This window comes from Emticicia sp. TH156, from assembly GCF_002855535.1.
Lineage (GTDB): Bacteria > Bacteroidota > Bacteroidia > Cytophagales > Spirosomataceae > Emticicia > Emticicia fluvialis.
The window spans coordinates 253,133-270,304 of sequence record NZ_PKRS01000002.1 but is presented as its reverse complement, the minus strand read 5'-3'; the positions used below and the strand labels follow the sequence as shown (position 1 = coordinate 270,304).

Here is a 17,172-nt window from a genome sequence, read left to right as displayed (position 1 = left end):
TTCAAAGTTTTGGTACTTCAGATAAATGTATGCCTAACAGCTTCTTGCTGATAGCATCCAGGGCGTTCTCGGCCCCTTCAAAATGAAAAGTACGTTGTACATGGGTTAATGTTTCATTGCGTTTAAGCGCAATGGCAGGCGACGAGGTCTCTAATTCATAAAATTGCCCCATCTGACTCCCCGTATCATTTTTACCGTCATTATAGGCATTAATGGCATCGCCGCTGTATGGGTTTTTCTGAATTTCCCACATCGAGTTCACGTAGTCGGTTTCGCCATTGTAATCAAACTGCACAATAGTCAGTATTTTGTTTTCGGTATCGTAGCTTCCGGCAACCGGCTTTAAGGCCTGCGGAGGTACACCTATTTTACCACGGGCCTGCGCATCAGCCTTGAAGAACAGAATGTCTTCTTTTTTTACCAGTCTTCCGGCGGGAATTTTACCAAAGTAGCTGTCGTTAATCAATTCTGCTTTGCCTGATTGATAAGGGATAATGATGGTGTTTTGTGGTGAGGCTTTCATCATACCCAGAAGCCAGATAGAAAGTACCCCTTTCGATTTATCCCAGTCTTCAGCTCCGGTATTGGTCAGGGCATTGGTGGTTTGATACCCCACCCAGGCAATGTCTTTAAGTGCAACACCTAATAATTTCTCGGCATCAGATTTGTTCAGTAAACTGATTTCACGATTCAGCTTTACCCTAAATTGCGTGCCTGAGTAGTTTTCTAACGTCATATCCTTTGTGAAAACTGCTCTGTTGGCTTGCTTCTCAACCAAATCATAAGAAACCGTGTCTATTTCTGCCGGGGTTTGCCAGTTTTCAAAGTCAAATGTGCTGCCTTGCTTAAAGAAAACAGAATACTGCCCGCCCTCAGGGCCAAACCAGAAGCGTTCTTCTCCGCCAAAGGCATTCATGTGCGGTGTGTATTTGCCCGACGCAATGGCCTCATGGTTGATCCAGCCATAGCTGAAACCGCCGTTTCCGTGGGCGGTGCTGGTCATTACTCTTGCCTGATAATCGCCTACAATGGCAACTTTCATGCTGTCTTGCTCCAGTAATACTACTTCTTTGTGTTTCTTTAAAAATTCGTAGTCGAATCCAAATGTGTCCTCCAGTTTCATAGTGGTTTGTGTATGGTTTCCCTCATGTGCCGTGTTACAAGCCATGCAGTAAAAAGCCAGCGTATAAATAATGGCCTTTTTCATAGGGTTTAGTTTAATAGTTTCGTTACGGCGTCGTCTCCTTTTAGGGCATCAGCAGGTAGTGGATGGCCGGCATCAAAAACCTGCAATTGGGCTGGTGAAAGCACAGCATTGATGCTTTCATCTATTTTTCCGTTAACTTTTACCTTGTTGATTTCCAGTTTCAGATGTCTGGCCAGAAACTCATAAGCTGCCAATCTTTTAGAAATGCCGTAATCATGCTTTTCATCGGGCAGATGCACGTTCTCCAGTTTGTCTTCAGCCCCATAAAATGAATAAATGCGCTTAATATAGGGGTATTCTAAATTAGGGGTGTTTTTGGTCCAGTCGCCACCGTCTGATACCAACAGCATAGGTCTTGGCGCAGCCAGTGCAGCTATTTCAACATTGGTTGTTTCATGCGTGGGGCGTTTGTGAATGGGCATGCCGCTTTCGCAGATACAGCCACCAAAAAAATACGCAGATACCATTACTACCGGAACAGATACCTTAATGCGGTTATCAATGGCTGCCAGTAAAAAAGTCTGGGTGCCACCGCCAGACTCACCCGTCATGCCGATGCGTTCTTTATCAATGTCTGGCTGGCTCAATAAAAAATTGAGGGCGGCTGTGCTGTTTGCCAATTGCAGTTTTACGGCCTTTGGTATTTTATGGTCGCACTGTTTCATATCGCCCATGCCTATCATGTCATAAGCAAAAACCACTGCCCCCATGCGTGCCAGTGTGGCGCAACGCTGCTGGGTATATTCTTTCAGACGTGGGTCTTGCCCATGGCCATGCGGACAAAGGACGCCTGCCATTTTTTTGCCTGTCTGTATTGGCCGGTACAGGTTGCCGGTAACATAAATACCGTTAAGGCTCTGGAAAGATACGTTTTCTACACTGTAGCCGTTAAACTCTTTTTTGCTGTGTATAGTAACATTAGATGCTTTGGGAACCTTGAGCAGATTGAACTCTGAACCCTCAAGAATGCCTTGCCTGATAAGCGCGGCGCGTTTTTCCCAGCTTTTTTTGTCGCTGTAGTTTTGGGCAAGGTCTTGGTGTACTTTTGCTGCCTGCTCTTCAGTATAAAAACGGCCTTGCCTGAGGTCGGGCTTTTCGGGGTTGTACTGTGCTAGCGCCACATTACCCGCCAGAATAAAACTTAAAACAAGAAATGACGATTTCATGATTTAGCGATTAAGTATGAATAAAATCTTCACGCATTGGGTTAAATACATCTACCAGTACACCGTCTTCCAGACAAATGGCGCCATGCAAAACCTCTGATGGAACGAAGTAGACATCGCCTTCTTTCAGGATTTTACTTTCGCCATTAATAGTTATTTCAAAAACGCCACCGGCAATGTAGCTCATTTGCAGGTGTGGGTGCTTGTGCGTGGCGCCAACGCCTCCTTTTTCAAAAGCTACCTTTACGAGCATAAGGTCTTTTGAATAAGACATGATTTTGCGTCTGATTTTGGCATCAACAATTTCCCAGGGTAGGTCGTTGTCTTCTACCAGCGTTTTTTCAAAGGCTGCATTCACGAGAGAGGTCACGGTTTGAGTTTAACAGATAAACGTAAATATATCATACTTTTATGCGAAGGTAAAAGTACCTATTATTTTTAAAGAAAATATTTCCAGTCAGGCTATATTTTTATGCAAACGTTATCGGGAACGTTGCCAAAATTGTACTTAGGTGTTAGTGGAATTGTAAATATCTAAGATTTATCGTCGAAATCAGCACATGGGCATGGTTATCCTGATTAAACGAAAATCCCACTGGTTTTTACGCCAATGGGATTTTACCGCTAGTATGATTTACAATCAATTGTGGTTTAATTGGTTGTCAGAGTAGCCGATTTCTGTGCAGACAGCAGACCGTTATCGGTTACTATTTCGGCAAAGAAAACCCTTGACGTTTTTGCAGTTGTCTGCGCCGTAATAGGTATAGCCAGCACATAGCTGCGAAGTGTGGCGTCATACTTTTGCGAACCGGCAGGAATAGTAGTGAGCAAAGTTTGTGTACCTGTTGCCGTGGCAGCCCAATATACCCTGAACTCCTTAACCGGAACCTGCGTGGTGTACTCAATATTGAAATTTGTATTGGCACCCGGTGTGGTTGTCTGGTTAGCAACTACCGACGTATTGGCAGTTGTTGTGCGGGTAGTACCCAGCCACACAACAGAAATCTGCGCTACTTTACCCTTGCTGGTGGTTATGTCACCTATTAAGTCTGGCTCTTCATAACAACCGGTCATAAAAACTGCAGTGGCTGCCAGCATCGTGAAAACTAATACTTTTATGTTTTTCATATCTCTTTCAATTTTTAATTTAGATACCTTACTTGTTGAATAACCACATTTTTACACCCGGTTGTTTCAGATTAGCCTCTGCGTTTTTTGCATTTCTTGTCAGCTCTGATGAAGGGTACTTCATGCGTTGAATGCGTTGTCCGTTCAGATCCGGATTAAGGTTCAGAGGCATCGGGAAATCAAGATAATTGTATTTTCTGACGTCTGTCCAGATATCACCAATCAAAAACATCGCCTTATATTTCTCACGTATAATGTGTGTTAAAGTCAGGTTGGCAGCGCCTACATTTACCACAGAGGCGCTCAGGTAAGTATCTATATTGGTGCTGCTTACGCCCAGTTTCTGCATATTGGCGCGGGCAATGGCCAGGTAAGCATTATAGGCATCGGTTGTTGTGCCGGATGAGCTAATGCTGCCTCCATTAGCCAAAAACCTTGCTTCGGCTTCAATGGCTTTTACTTCGGCGTAAGTCATCATCACAATTGGCGAATTGATATTAGAATGCCAGGCAGTAATGTTAAAGTCAACGGTTGAGCCGGCACCTGAACCCGGTGCCACACCAGCGTAAGTAGTTTGTCCGTTTTTGCGGGTAACAACTATGGGCAGGCGGGGGTCTACAATGCCCTGAACCGTGCCATTCATCAGGTTTACAAAAGTGCTGCCGTAAGTAACAGATAAGTTACCGGTGCTGTTGGCCAGTGCCACACGGCTATACCAGGGGCTCAGGTTTTTTGAGTTGTACTGTAACTGAAAATCATCGGCATTGCTGGTCATGGCGTTCTGCAAGGCAGCCAAAGCGGTCTGTGAGGCAGTTTGCGGATTAATAGACGACTGATGCATGGCATAGCGGGCTTTTAATGAATAGGCCAGGCGGCTCCATTTTCCCATATCTCCTTTATAAATCATGTCATCATTGCCCGGTTTGGTACCCGCATCTTTAACCAGCTCTGTAATGGCTTCATCAAGTAATTTTTGAATAGAGGCATATACACTCTGCTGGGTATCGTAGGCCGGGCTGAAATTTTTCTGGTCTGCCTGTGTGTATGGTATGTTTTCCCAGTTGCTGGTGGCTAAACCCAGGTTATAAGCTAACAAAGTTTTAGCTATTCCCACATAGGCAGGGCTGTTTTGCTCCTGACCTTTTTTGATTATCAGATTCAGTTGAGGTATAACATACAAATAAAGGTTTGACCACCCTGAGGCATTTTCTGCCTCATAATAGGCATCTGTACCATTAGTACCCAGGTTACTGCCCAGTTGTTGTGCATATTGCGCGGCTACGTAAGCCTGTTGGTAACTGGCCTCGCTGGTGTATAATTGTGCGGTAGACAGGAGCTCCTGTACGGTTGCATCTGATTTCAGGGTTGGGTCGACATTCACATCGAGGAAGCTCTGACAACCCGAGAGGATTGTCATAAACCCAGCCGCTAAAAGGGAATATATATAATGTGCTTTTTTCATTGCAATAATGGTAATAATGTTTTTCAAATCTGTACAATGTTAGAAATTAGCCGACACTCCAAACATAAAGCTTTTGGTTGCCGGGTTGTTTCGACCCACAAAGCCAATAATATTGGTGCCAGAACCAAAAGAGAGCGCTTCCGGGTCATATCCGCGGAAAGGCGTGTTCAGGAACAGGTTGGTACCTGTAAAGCTGAATCTTACACCGTTTTTAAATACGGTTTTGCCAATTAGGCTTTGCGGTAGTGCGTAGTTTAGGCTAACTGTACGAAGGCGAATCCACGACGCATCCTGAATATTCAGTTTCGACCAGGCATTAAATCGTGTAGAAGTTGATGGATTGTACAGTAAGTCATCTAAATATACCTCTTTTGTGTTTGGAGTGTAGGTAGATTTACCATCAGACCCTTTTTGCTCAACCACACCATTGAAAACCACTTTTTCGTAGCGTCTTTCGGTGAGTTTGATTGACCCACTACGTAGTGCGTTTCTTTCGCCCAAATCTATGGCATCGCCACCGTGGCGCCACTCTAATAGTGCAGACAGACTTAAACCTTTATAATTAAAGGTATTGGTCAAACCACCAATCCAGTCGGGCAGTGCATTTCCATATTGGGTTAGTGTGGTGCTTGTTACCGGGAAACCCGTAGAGGCATTTATCAGCAACTGGCCGTCTGGCGCTCTCTGATAATCATACCCCCACAAATCGCCAATTTTACTGCCTTCTCTGATTCTTAAACTTCCAACTACGTTGTCATAATAAGCTATTTCTTTTAATTCTGCTGGCATTTCAATTACTTTACCCGACATCTTCGACCAGTTCAATGAGGCATCCCATGAGAAATCCTTGCTCTGGATAATTTTTGCAGTAGCCAGCAACTCCACACCTTTGTTGCGTATCAGACCGATATTGGTATAATAGAATGAATAACCCGACACGTTAGACACAGGGGCGCGCACTATCTGGTCGCGGCTATCCATAGTAAAGTAGGTGGCGTCGAGCATGAAACGGTTTTTGAAGAAGCGCAGTTCGGTACCAATTTCAATTGAGGTGGTACGCTCCGGTTTCAGGTTAGGGTCGGCAGTAGTAGTTCTTCTGAAGTAACCCGGCACGGTGTTACCAAACGGAAAATTATCGGTTATTTCATAATAACTGCCAGATACGTAAGGGTCGGTACCTTTACCTACCTGTGCCCATGAGGCACGTAACTTACCATAAGACAAAACATTATTGGCCGGCAGGTGCTCGGTAAATATATACCCAAGGTTAAACGACGGATAGAAGAAAGAGTTATTGGCCTGAGGCAGCGTTGAAACAATGTCGTTTCTGCCTGTAATATTCAAATATAAAAGGTCTTTATAACTCAGTTTGGCATCGCCAAAGAAACTGGCTATTCTATAATGCGCAGGCGAGTAAAATCGGGTTTGCTGGTTACGGTAGCTGCTTATTTCATTAGTAAATGGCGTCTTCCATCCCTCACCTCGAATGTAGTAGCTGTCCGGGCGTTCGCTGTTTACTAAAGAGTTGCCAAGCATCAATGAACCGCTCCAGTTATTTCCGAAATCTTTTTTAGCTGTTACGTAAAAGTTTGAGTTGAGCTCGCGGTAGTTCAGAAACTCGTTCACAAGAAAACCTTTTACCTGGATACCGACGTCAAAAGTACTGTCAACCTGGCGGCTGCGGGTTTCGTGGTAGGTATCGTAGGTTAGCTGATATTTTGCAGACAACCAATCAGTAATGTTGTAGTTTAAGGTTACGTCAGCAATGTAGCGGTTCACCTTATCTACGCGCGGGCTTCTTTCAACCAGGTATCGAGGGTTGTCGGTAAAGCCCGGCAGAATATTTTTTTGGGTTCCGTCTGCATTCAGGTAATCGTTTACATCATAAGTGTTAGGCCAGTAAGCCAAAGCACTGAAGATTGATTTATCGCCGGCAGGTGGGCGTTTACCACCAGAATTAATATAATTGAAAGAGGCCGAAACAGAAAAATCTTTGGTGATATTATATAAACCTGCCACTTTAGCAGAAGTACGGCCGAAATCAGTATTAGGTACTATACCAGACTGGTAACTACGGCCCAGCGATACATAAACATTGCCTTTCTCTCCACCTTTGGTAAGGGTAATGTTATTATTGTTGGTCATACCCGTTCTGTAAAAACCGCGGAAGTTGTCGTAAATCCTGTCGGTAGTGTTTTGAGGGTCAAATACCGGCCCGAACGACTGGTATGGGGTTCTGCCCGTAGTAGTAAGCGGAATAAACTCGCCTAAACGGCCTTGCAAGAACGAAGTTTGGATGGAGGGTGATTTGCCCAGCACATCGGCACTTACCGATGACGAAACCGAGATGTTCAGTTTACCGGATTTGCCTCTTTTGGTTGTAATAATGATAGCCCCGTTTGAAGCCCGCAAACCATACAGCGCCGTAGCTGCAGGGCCTTTTAGTACAGATATACTTTCAACGTCGTCAGGGTTAATGTCGGCAGCCCGGTTAGTGTTGGCAAATTGTTCGCCTGCACCCGGTGAGTTGCTACCCGCACTGGGTAATGGGTTACCTGCGCTGGTTGAGTTAGAGATAATGATACCATCCACAACAAAGAGTGGCTGGTTGTCGGCATTTCCACTCAGGGATGTAACACCTCTGAGAATAATATTGATACCCGCACCTGGCGCGCCTCCTGAACCGGTTATAACGGCTCCGGCAATTTTACCCTGTAATGCACCCACAAGGTTCTGATTCCCTGAATTCTTTATCTCTTCGGCTTTAAGCGATTGTATTGAATAACCAATGGCGCGTTTCTCTTGCGTTTGCCCCAGAGCAGTTACTACCACTTCGCCAAGGGTAGAGCTACCGGCACTTAAAACCACATTAATAGTAGATTGGTTAATGACCAGCACGGTCTGGGTTTCCATACCCACAAAGCTGAAAACCAGTTCGGTGCCGCTTCTGGCAGCAATAGAATACATACCGTTACCATCGGTGGTAGTACCAATACTGGTTCCTTTTACAGTTACGTTTACACCCGGAATCGGGGCTCCGTCATCGGCAGAAGTTACTTTCCCTTTTATGGTATTCTGTGCAGATACTTTTAAGGAAAGTAAAAGGCAGAGTAAAAAACTCCAAGCAAGTAGCTTTTTTTTCATGATAATATAAATATATTTGGTTTTTGTATTGTAAATGTATGAAATAACTACAGAATATTGAAGCAATAAAAGTAGGTGTCTGGTGGATGTTTAGGTCATATTGGGCTTGTAACTGGTTATTTATGAGTAGGTTTTGAAAATTATTTTTACAAAACAGGTGCTTTTAAACTTTTTGAGAATGGTCAGAAGTTTTTTAAAAGCTGTGTATTTAAACATTAAAATTAGTGTCTGTTGTGGTTCCAGAATGGAAAGTTAAAAGATTTTTAATTTTTTTTTGATGCCATAAAGACAAATATTTTTTTTAATTTACAAATGGGCATGTTTATTGTGGTTTTCAAGCCAAATTACAAGCCTGTGCCGTTCCTGAAACAATGAAATGTAGTTGATGGGATGTTGTATCTGAGTGTTGCTATTGAAAATGAATTGAAATGCTTTTGAGTTAGTTGAATGAAATTCAAACTGATGTTTTCTTTATTGCTCTAGATATTATTTCCAGAAACTGCTATCCGTTAAAATATTTAGCTTTGGCTATATGCATTGTATGCCCTGAAAGGCTTGCCATGTGTATTTATTATTACAGTTTATCAGATTATATCAGGCAGCAATTATGGAGGAATTAGAACTTCTCAAACAACAGCTTGAGCAGGAGCGAAAAGCCAGGTTAGAAACCGATGCTTTGCTACAGGAAAAAAAACAGCAGCTAGCCGAGCTGAATGAAAAGCTTTACACTTTTAACGCTGATTTTGAAAGACAAAGGGTTGAAGGCAATGAGGCAGTTCAGAAAATTGAGAACAGGTATCAGATACTCATTGAGTCTTTAAAAGATATTGTTTATAAAATTACACCCGAAGGCTTTTTTACGTTTGTAAACCCGGTAGTTAGAGAAGCATTGGGTTATGAACCCGAAGAGATTATAGGAAAACACTTTACTGAGCTGGTAATACCCGAATACAGAGAACAACTGGTAGGCTTTTATCTGAACATGATGAAAGAAAAGAAGGAAAGCACCTATGTGGAGTTTCCTGCTTTTACCAAAGATAACCAGGTGGTGTGGATAGGCCAGAGTGTTCATTTGCTTAAAGAAAATAACCGGATTGTTGAGTTATCGGCGGTGGCCAGGAATATTACTGAAAGAAAAAACAGCAGTGATGAACTCCGGACTACCCAACGGCGCCTGACTGCCCTGATTTCTAATCTTCAGAAAGGCGTTCTGGTAGAAGACGAAAACAGAAAAGTAATATTGGTGAATCAGCAATTTTGTGATTTTTTTAAAATCTCTGATGCCCCGGAGCAACTGATTGGTACCAATTACCTGGATTTGCTTGAACGCGTTAAATTGTGTTTTGATGACACCGACCAGTTTCTTTCAAACATGGCCTGCCTGCTTGGCAAAAAAGAAACGGTGGTTGAAGAAAAACTCACAACCGCCGACGGAAGAATACTGGAACGCGATTACATACCTATTTTTCTTGATGGCGCTTATCGTGGCAGTCTTTGGGAATATGCCGATATTACCCAGAGATTCCTGTCAGCCGAAAACATCAGAAAAAGTGAGGAGAAGTACAGGAAAATAATGGATAACATGACTTTGGGCTTGTTGGAAGTTGATAACGACCAAAGGATTATTCGTGCCTATGGCAGTTTCTGTAAAATGGTGGGCTATACCGAAGAAGAACTGGTAGGCAAAATAGCTGCCGATTTACTGATAGGTAAAGGCTATGAAGATGTGCTAAACCATGAACAGGCTAAGAGAAAACACGGAATAGGCAGCTCTTATGAAATGAAAATGTTAAAAAAAGATGGGAGCGACCTTTGGGCCATTATCAGTGGCTCGCCTATTATGGATGAAAACGGTAATCTGGTGGGTTCAATTGGTGTGCATTATGATATTACCGGTCGGAAATTGCTTGAACAGGAGCTCGCCAAGGCAAAACAGGTAGCCGAAGAAGCCAGGCAGGCAGAAAAGCAGTTTCTGGCAAATATGAGCCACGAGATAAGAACACCGCTGAACGCCATTATTGGCATGACGCACCTTTTGTTTGACACCCGGCCGAGCCAGCAACAGAAGGAGTTTCTGGAAGCGCTGAAAACCACGGCAGACTTCTTATACGGTTTGATTTCGAACCTGCTGGATATGGCAAAAATTGAAGACGGCAAAATTGAAGTAAAGAAAAAACCTTTTGATCTTGTAGGTCTGCTGCGTGCTACCCAACAGGTTTTTAAAATAAAACTGGGAAACAGGCCTATCAATCTTGATTTAATGATTGATGCCCGCATAACCGGAAATTATATCGGAGACGACCTGCTCCTTAACCAGATATTACTTAACCTGATTGGTAATGCAGAGAAGTTTACACTTGAGGGCTCAATAGATGTTTCGGTAAAGGTGAAAAAAGAAGATGGAGAAAGGGTATGGCTTGAATTTAAGGTTTCTGACACCGGCATTGGTATTCCGGAAGAAAAGCTAGACCTTGTTTTTCAGAAATTTGAGCAGATTACACTGCACGGAAACAAGCACAAAGGTACAGGTCTTGGGCTTACCATTACCAAACAATTGGTAGAGTTGCAGGGTGGTAATATATCAGTTAAAAGTCAGGAAGGTGCCGGCTCTGTATTTACATTTGTGCTGCCTTACCGGAAAGTTGCAGAGGTAGGCGTTACCAAAGGAACCCCATTTCCTAGTGCATTAAAGGCCGGAAAAGTACTGATTGCAGAAGATAATGCCATGAATCAGAAGTATATCAGTAATCTGCTCGATAAATGGAGTATTTCGTATATTATTGCAGCAGACGGCAAAAAAGCTGTTGAGTTGGCAAGCCAGGAGAAGTTTGATATCATCTTAATGGACATTCAGATGCCAAATATGGATGGCTATGAGGCCGCCATAAATATCAGAAATACCAATAATTTAAACAGAAAAACCCCTATATTGGCTCTCACTGCCTCAGCAATGATTGACCAGAAGAACAGAGCCATGGCAGTTGGTATGAATGGTTTTATATCTAAACCTTTTACGCCTAATCATTTGCTGGGTACTATACAGGAGTATCTCAATGGCCAGGAAGATGATAACGCTGCCCGGCAGAATGCCACCGATGGCATTGAGCTGAACCGAGCCTGTTTAAATGAGCTATACGGAGACGATAAAGATTATGCCGCTGATATGTTCCGCACTTTTCTGAGCGAAGTAGTGCCAGACTTTAACTCTCTGGCTGGGTTAATTCAAACCAACGAGAGAGAAAGCCTGGCCAAAGCAGTGCATAAATTAAAACCAACTTTAGGTATGGTGGGCCTTACAGAACTGGAAAAAAGAATGTTTGATTTTGAAGACAGAATAAGGCAACCATCCGAAACGCAGGAACTGCTGGAAACATGGAAAAATATATTTGAAGATATTAATCAAAGCCTTCCTATTATAAGGAATGAACTAGCCAAATTACAAGCATGAAATTGAAATGTATCATCGTTGAAGATGAAGTAATGGCGCGTAAATCATTGCAGCGGCTTTGTGAGCAACATGAGTCGCTTGAACTGGCTGCAGTTTTTGAAAATGCCGAAGATGCCCTGGTTTACCTCTCATCTGAAAAGACGGATCTTATTTGGCTTGATGTAGAGATGCCGGGTCTTTCTGGGTTCGATTTATTGGAGAACCTCACATCAATACCACAGATAATCATGACAACCACCAAAACTGAATATGCTTTTGATGCCTATCAGTATCAGGTAACCGATTATCTTAAGAAACCAATTATGCTGCCGCGCTTCAGAATGGCAGTAGATAAGGCACTGGAACTACATTCTAAAAAAACAACGGTTTCGCCCCAAAGACAGGAAATTTACGTAAAAACAGATGGAAGATACGTAAGGCTTCCGTATGCGGATATATTGTATATCGAAAATATCGGCGATTACGTGAAGATTTTCACGCAGGATAATTCCTACATTATCCATACCACAATGAAGTATCTGGAAGAAAAGCTGGGAGAACAGTTTTTGCGCGTTCACCGCTCTTATATAGTTCACCTCGATAAAATCGTAGACATTGAAGAAAACAACCTGGTAATAGCCAAAAAGGTTATTCCTATCAGCCGGGCCAATAAGCCTGAACTCATGAACAGGTTAAATATGCTCTAGAAAATTTATCTGTATGGTTTTTGATTGACTTTTGTTGCTAAAAAGAAATATAAAAAAGATTAACTATGGTATTAATTTTACTTTCATAACGTATTAAAACCGTTTTATTATGTTTGAGTTTAATGCGCATCTTGATGCAGATTATATAAACGAGATTTATGGTGGAGACCTCTCTATCGTGCAAATAATGTTTAATTCTTTTCTGGAAGAAAGTATCCCTGTCTGGAACGAAATACAGGACCAGATCAACCAGAAAAACTTTAATGAAGTCGGCCGCCTGGCGCATCAGATAAAACCATCTTTTTCAATGGTGGGGCTTACTTTTCTACACCCTAAAATGCAGGCCTTTGAATCCTACGCAAAGGCAAACCCTGAAGCAGGCGAACTCAATAAACTATACCAGCAAATTGCAGTTGATGTAAACCATGCCAAACTTGTTATAGAAGAAGATCTTAAACGGATGGAAGACTACCTGTGAGTCTCAGGTTTTCAAACTGCTTTATCTGTCAGCCTTTCTCTGATTAACCCTTTGTAACTACCTTACTTAAAAGTCAAACACGTTATTACCCCCACAGATGAAAACTATTATAGAAGTTCTTTTTTGGGTTTTTACCGGCCTGGTTTTTTACACGTACTTAGGCTACGGATTGTTAGCATGGGCGCTTGTTAAAATCAGGAAAATGATGGGTATTTCATTTAAATCCTTTAATAACCCGTCATTCCAACCAGAAATTACCTTGGTGGTTCCGGCCTATAACGAGATGACCTGCATAGCTGACAAGGTTAAAAATTCTTTTGGTCTTGAGTATCCGGCAGATAAGCTCGAAGTTCTTTTTGTAACTGAAGGCTCAAACGATGGTACCACAGAGTACCTTGAGGGGCTAAAGCCACACTACCCCAGGCTGCGCATTATAGGTGGTAAAGAACGAAAGGGAAAAATTGAGGCCATGAATATGGCCATTAAAACCATAAACACCCCGATTGTTATTTTTACCGACGCCAATACAACCCTGAACAACCATGTACTTAAAAATATTGTAAGACATTTTGAGGACGAAAACGTTGGCGCAGTAGCAGGTGAGAAGCGGATACAAACTGATAGTACTGAAGCCGCCGCCGGGGCAGGTGAGGGCTTATACTGGAAGTACGAATCTTTTCTGAAGAAACTGGATACCAGGCTGTACTCGGTGGTAGGAGCAGCCGGAGAACTTTTTGCCGTAAGAACGCACCTTTACGGAAACGTTGAAAAAGATACGCTGCTTGATGACTTCATGGTGTCGCTGCGGGTAGCCGCCGCCGGATACAGAGTAATTTATGAACCTGATGCCTACGCCATAGAACGCCCCTCATTTTCAATAGATGACGAAATGAAACGAAAAGTAAGAATTGCAACGGGTGGGTTTCAGTCAATAGGACGACTTGCATTTTTATGGAACGTTTTCAAATACGGATGGCTTTCGTTTCAGTATGTTTCTCACAGAGCAATGCGGTGGGCAGTGGCCCCGTTTTGTCTGCCACTTATTTTTTTGTGTAACCTGCTAATAGTGCTGCTGGAAGACCCTGATAATGGCTTTAGTTTTTATAAAATAATAATGTTCGCGCAGGTTTTATTTTATTTATTAGCTATATTAGGGTATTGGTTCGAAAACCGGAAGATGAGAATCAAGCTTTTGTTCGTTCCGTTCTATTTTTCATTTATGAACTACTGCGCTATTTTGGGCTTTAACCGTTATAGAAAGGGGGTAAGTTCAGGAATATGGGAAAAAGCCAGGCGCGCAACGTAAATGTTCCGATATTTTTGTGTTATTTTTACAACGTGTTACGGTACACGTCTATTTTTTGATTGTTTTTATTAAAAAGGCACAGTTTTTGACATACTGACTGATAATGGGTTTTGTAAGCCGTTGTAGCTCAGTTTATGTGTATTTATCATAACAATAACCAGTCTTTTTAAATGGCATTGCGTAAAAATTCTCTAGTTGTATTCATTGTTTTAGTTTCCTACTTTTTTACCATTTCTGAGACAAGAGCTCAGGTAACTGCCACGGAAGATGCCCTGACAAGAGCATTGGCTACCGACGCCCTTTTGCCCCTTTTGATTGATGCAGCCCTGAAAAACTCGCCGCAGATAAAAAAACTGAATAGTAACCTTAAGGCGGCAGAATCAACGCTGAAATATAATAAAAACCTCATTTACAGCGGAATTACAGTAGGGGGAAATTACCATTATGGAACCAATTATTCAGCCGTTACCGACCAGACCTCGTACGAAAACGTGCTTAACAGGCTCACAATGGTTCAGTCGGGGTTCTATAGTGTAGGTGGTGGTATCAGTTTCCCGCTTTCAAGTTTACTTAACAGAAAACACCTGATAAACACCGGAAAGGCTCAGATAGAATCAATCGAGAACGATAAAGACGTTTCAGCATTGTCAATCAGGCAGGATGTAATCACCCTCTATCAGGAATTAAAACTTTCTCATAAACTGCTGGCAATAAGCAGTAGTAACAAACAGGCATTTCAGGTTAATTACAATCTGGCAGAGAAAGAGTTTTTGCAGGGTCAGCTTAGTGTATCTGAAGTATCCAGAATGCTTGATTACATCAACAAGGCAAAAATGGAATACGAAACCACTTTAAATAAATTTCAGACCAATCTTTTTCAGTTAGAATCATTTACGGGGGTTAGTCTGTCCTCATTATTACAACAAGTGAAATGACACTTCTTCATTTTTTAAATATCATTTACAAAAACCTGAAGGCACTCATTTTAGTGCCTCTGGTTCTGGCCGCAACCATTTTTTATTTTACCAGAAACGAGAAAAAAGTTTATACTTCCGAAACAACTATTTATACAGGTATTGCATCCGGGTATAGTCTGATTGGCAGTATAAAAGCCGACTTTTTTACTGCCAATAATGCGTTTGATAACCTGCTTTCTCTTATTCAGGCCAGAGAAACCAAAGAAGATGTGGCAGTAAGTTTGCTGGCCGAACACTTATTTATGAAAAACCATGACCCCTCAAAAATGACCTGGGGGTCATATACAGAGTTGAAGAAACTCGTGCCGCAGTCGACCATTGATAGTGTCGTAAAATCTACGCTGCCAGAAACCCGCGCCGCAATTGCGAGCTACATGAAAAAGAATGACACCAATGTTATTTACAGGCTCATTAACTCAAAAGTGCCCAATTATTCTATTGATGCACTCAATAATATAAAATCGAACCGTGTTAGCAGCAGCGACTTCATTAAGATTTCTTATGAAGCCAATGACCCTTTTATTTGTAAACATACACTGGAGCTGCTGGAGGACATCTTCATGGATAAGTATCGTTTACTGAAAGGCGGGCAAACCGTTTCGGTTGTAGGCTATTTTGAAGAGCAAAGCAAAAAGTCTTTTGCCCGGCTCGATTCTGTTGAGCAGGTTTTTCTGGAGTTTAACAAGAAAAACGATATTATTAACTATTATGAGCAAAGTAAGGCAGTTGCCAATGAAAAAGAAGACTTGTATGCCCTGAACCATAATCTGGAAATGGACGAGCAGGCCTCAATCAGGTCATTAGATAAAGTAAATGAAAATATCAAGAACAGGGTTTACCAGTCGCTCTACGGTAGTGAGATCATTAACGAGCGTGAAAAACTCTCGGATGTCTATAATAAAATTGCCTTTAGTGAGGCAATTAATAGGGGCAAAGGAAACAAGAGAGAACTAGACAGCCTGAAATCTTATGCCAACGTTATTGAAAATAACTTAAGGGTATCATTAGATAAGCTGAATGCCAACACAAATACGCCGGAAGGAATACCCACCAAAAATGTGCTTGACGAATGGTTTAAAAATACCATTGCAGTTGAACAGGGTAAAGCCAAACTGGCAGTGATGGATAAACGCAAAAGAGAATTTACTGAAGAATACCGGAAATTTGCTCCGCTGGGCGCTTTCCTTAAAAAGATTGAAAGACAGATATCTGTTTATGAGCAAGAGTATTTGCAGATGCTTCATGACCTCAACCTTGCCAAACTTTCGCAGCAGAACTCTGAAATCACCTCAAAACTAAACGTAGTTGACCCGCCGTATCTGCCTCTTAAACCCAATGCTTCTAAAAGGATTATTCTGGTGGTAGTGGGTTTTCTGGGTGGTTTTATAATGGTGCTGTCAGTAGTTTTAGGCAATGCCTTTATTAATAAAACCATTCTTGAGCCCAGTAGAGCTAAAAAAATGATAGGTAAGCCATTTATGGGCTTATACCCGCTGTTGAGTGAGAATCCCAAATTTCTGGAGTTAGCCAATGTTCGTTTGATGCAGCAAGTGCTATCAAGAGTTGACCCCCGCGACAAGCCGGTCTATATTGGTTTCGTAAGTGTGCAGAAAGGAGAGGGCAAAAGCACCATTATTGATATGCTTGAGCAGGAACTGACCAACCTGAGTTTCAGCGTTGAAAAACAATTGCTGCTGCCAACTATTGAATATAAACAACTTGGCATTTCTATGCCTATGAGCCTGGAAGCCCATCAATGGGATACCGAAGAAAACATGATTGCCAACTGGGAAGCTAAGAATAACCTGATTGTAAAGAAAGATGTAGATTTTGTACTTATTGAGTTTCCTCCGCTTGAAAAAATGATAATCAAGCCTGGGTTGTTCCCTCATTTACATCAGACAATTCTGCTTTGCAGGGCTAACCGTATCTGGGACCAACGAGACGACGAAATTCTTGACTTGTTTGCCAAAACAACTGGTACAACCCCGATGGTTTTGCTGAATGGTGTAGAGACAGATTTTGCCGAAGAGACATTGGGCGAAGTACCCAAGAAAAGAAACGCGTTGCGCTCTTTTATAAAAAGCCTGGTTAAACTTGAATTTGGAAATAAATCGAGGATTCGTTAACCCGATTCCTTGATAACCCTTCCGGTTCTGATTGATTTAAT

General features: G+C 42.2%; 12 protein-coding genes. 6 read left to right on the top strand and 6 right to left on the bottom strand.

The genetic code is table 11. From position 1 onward, the window contains the following. Position 1: 1 nt before the first annotated feature. From C0V77_RS05110 to C0V77_RS05085, 6 genes are all read right to left on the bottom strand, one after another. Entirely contained in the window at positions 2-1,207 is a 1,206-nt protein-coding gene (locus C0V77_RS05110) for a DUF6786 family protein (RefSeq protein ID WP_216824396.1), read from the bottom strand. A gap of 5 nt (positions 1,208-1,212) precedes the next feature. Further along, the gene (locus C0V77_RS05105) at positions 1,213-2,373 is read right to left on the bottom strand and encodes a S9 family peptidase (RefSeq protein WP_101725253.1); all 1,161 of its coding nucleotides are present in this window, start codon (positions 2,371-2,373) and stop codon (positions 1,213-1,215) included. Between the two features lie 10 nt (positions 2,374-2,383). Then, positions 2,384-2,743, bottom strand: coding sequence for a cupin domain-containing protein (locus C0V77_RS05100; protein ID WP_229236200.1), 360 nt, complete (start codon positions 2,741-2,743; stop codon positions 2,384-2,386). 281 nt (positions 2,744-3,024) lie between these two features. After that, positions 3,025-3,501, bottom strand: a complete 477-nt coding sequence (locus C0V77_RS05095) for a hypothetical protein (RefSeq protein WP_101725252.1) — start codon at positions 3,499-3,501, stop codon at positions 3,025-3,027. Positions 3,502-3,529: 28 nt separating this feature from the next. Then, the gene (locus C0V77_RS05090; protein WP_158237884.1) at positions 3,530-4,918 is read right to left on the bottom strand and encodes a SusD/RagB family nutrient-binding outer membrane lipoprotein; all 1,389 of its coding nucleotides are present in this window, start codon (positions 4,916-4,918) and stop codon (positions 3,530-3,532) included. A gap of 84 nt (positions 4,919-5,002) precedes the next feature. Next, on the bottom strand, positions 5,003-8,107 hold the full coding sequence (locus tag C0V77_RS05085) for a SusC/RagA family TonB-linked outer membrane protein (protein ID WP_229236199.1): 3,105 nt from the start codon (positions 8,105-8,107) through the stop codon (positions 5,003-5,005). Positions 8,108-8,714: 607 nt separating this feature from the next. Between C0V77_RS05085 and C0V77_RS05080 the strand changes: the two genes are divergently transcribed. The 6 genes from C0V77_RS05080 (at position 8,715) to C0V77_RS05055 (ending at position 17,131) form a co-directional block, all read left to right on the top strand. After that, positions 8,715-11,555 carry a PAS domain S-box protein gene (locus C0V77_RS05080; protein WP_101725251.1) on the top strand — a complete coding sequence of 947 codons (2,841 nt, stop codon included), beginning with the start codon at positions 8,715-8,717 and terminating at the stop codon, positions 11,553-11,555. Further along, positions 11,552-12,241: a LytTR family DNA-binding domain-containing protein gene (locus tag C0V77_RS05075; RefSeq protein WP_101725250.1), complete on the top strand. Its 690-nt coding sequence runs from the start codon at positions 11,552-11,554 to the stop codon at positions 12,239-12,241. The genes C0V77_RS05080 and C0V77_RS05075 overlap by 4 nt, the downstream gene beginning before the upstream one ends. Positions 12,242-12,350: 109 nt before the next feature. After that, positions 12,351-12,719 carry an Hpt domain-containing protein gene (locus tag C0V77_RS05070; RefSeq protein ID WP_101725249.1) on the top strand — a complete coding sequence of 123 codons (369 nt, stop codon included), beginning with the start codon at positions 12,351-12,353 and terminating at the stop codon, positions 12,717-12,719. 97 nt (positions 12,720-12,816) lie between these two features. Further along, complete coding sequence (locus C0V77_RS05065; RefSeq protein WP_101725248.1) at positions 12,817-14,025, top strand: glycosyltransferase family 2 protein; 1,209 nt, start codon at positions 12,817-12,819, stop codon at positions 14,023-14,025. Between the two features lie 170 nt (positions 14,026-14,195). After that, on the top strand, positions 14,196-14,960 hold the full coding sequence (locus C0V77_RS05060) for a TolC family protein (protein WP_101725247.1): 765 nt from the start codon (positions 14,196-14,198) through the stop codon (positions 14,958-14,960). Next, positions 14,957-17,131, top strand: a complete 2,175-nt coding sequence (locus tag C0V77_RS05055; protein WP_101725246.1) for a hypothetical protein — start codon at positions 14,957-14,959, stop codon at positions 17,129-17,131. Before C0V77_RS05060 ends, C0V77_RS05055 begins: the two co-directional genes overlap by 4 nt. Positions 17,132-17,172: the final 41 nt, after the last annotated feature.

Excerpts from the sequence above, each read along its gene's own strand:
- C0V77_RS05110 (WP_216824396.1), bottom strand. The coding sequence starts at position 1,207 with ATGAAAAAGGCCATTATTTATACGCTGGCTTTTTACTGCATGGCTTGT.
- C0V77_RS05105 (WP_101725253.1), bottom strand. The coding sequence starts at position 2,373 with ATGAAATCGTCATTTCTTGTTTTAAGTTTTATTCTGGCGGGTAATGTG.
- C0V77_RS05095 (WP_101725252.1), bottom strand. The coding sequence starts at position 3,501 with ATGAAAAACATAAAAGTATTAGTTTTCACGATGCTGGCAGCCACTGCA.
- C0V77_RS05090 (WP_158237884.1), bottom strand. The coding sequence starts at position 4,918 with ATGACAATCCTCTCGGGTTGTCAGAGCTTCCTCGATGTGAATGTCGAC.
- C0V77_RS05085 (WP_229236199.1), bottom strand. The coding sequence starts at position 8,107 with ATGAAAAAAAAGCTACTTGCTTGGAGTTTTTTACTCTGCCTTTTACTT.
- C0V77_RS05080 (WP_101725251.1), top strand. The coding sequence starts at position 8,715 with ATGGAGGAATTAGAACTTCTCAAACAACAGCTTGAGCAGGAGCGAAAA.
- C0V77_RS05075 (WP_101725250.1), top strand. The coding sequence starts at position 11,552 with ATGAAATTGAAATGTATCATCGTTGAAGATGAAGTAATGGCGCGTAAA.
- C0V77_RS05070 (WP_101725249.1), top strand. The coding sequence starts at position 12,351 with ATGTTTGAGTTTAATGCGCATCTTGATGCAGATTATATAAACGAGATT.
- C0V77_RS05065 (WP_101725248.1), top strand. The coding sequence starts at position 12,817 with ATGAAAACTATTATAGAAGTTCTTTTTTGGGTTTTTACCGGCCTGGTT.
- C0V77_RS05060 (WP_101725247.1), top strand. The coding sequence starts at position 14,196 with ATGGCATTGCGTAAAAATTCTCTAGTTGTATTCATTGTTTTAGTTTCC.
- C0V77_RS05055 (WP_101725246.1), top strand. The coding sequence starts at position 14,957 with ATGACACTTCTTCATTTTTTAAATATCATTTACAAAAACCTGAAGGCA.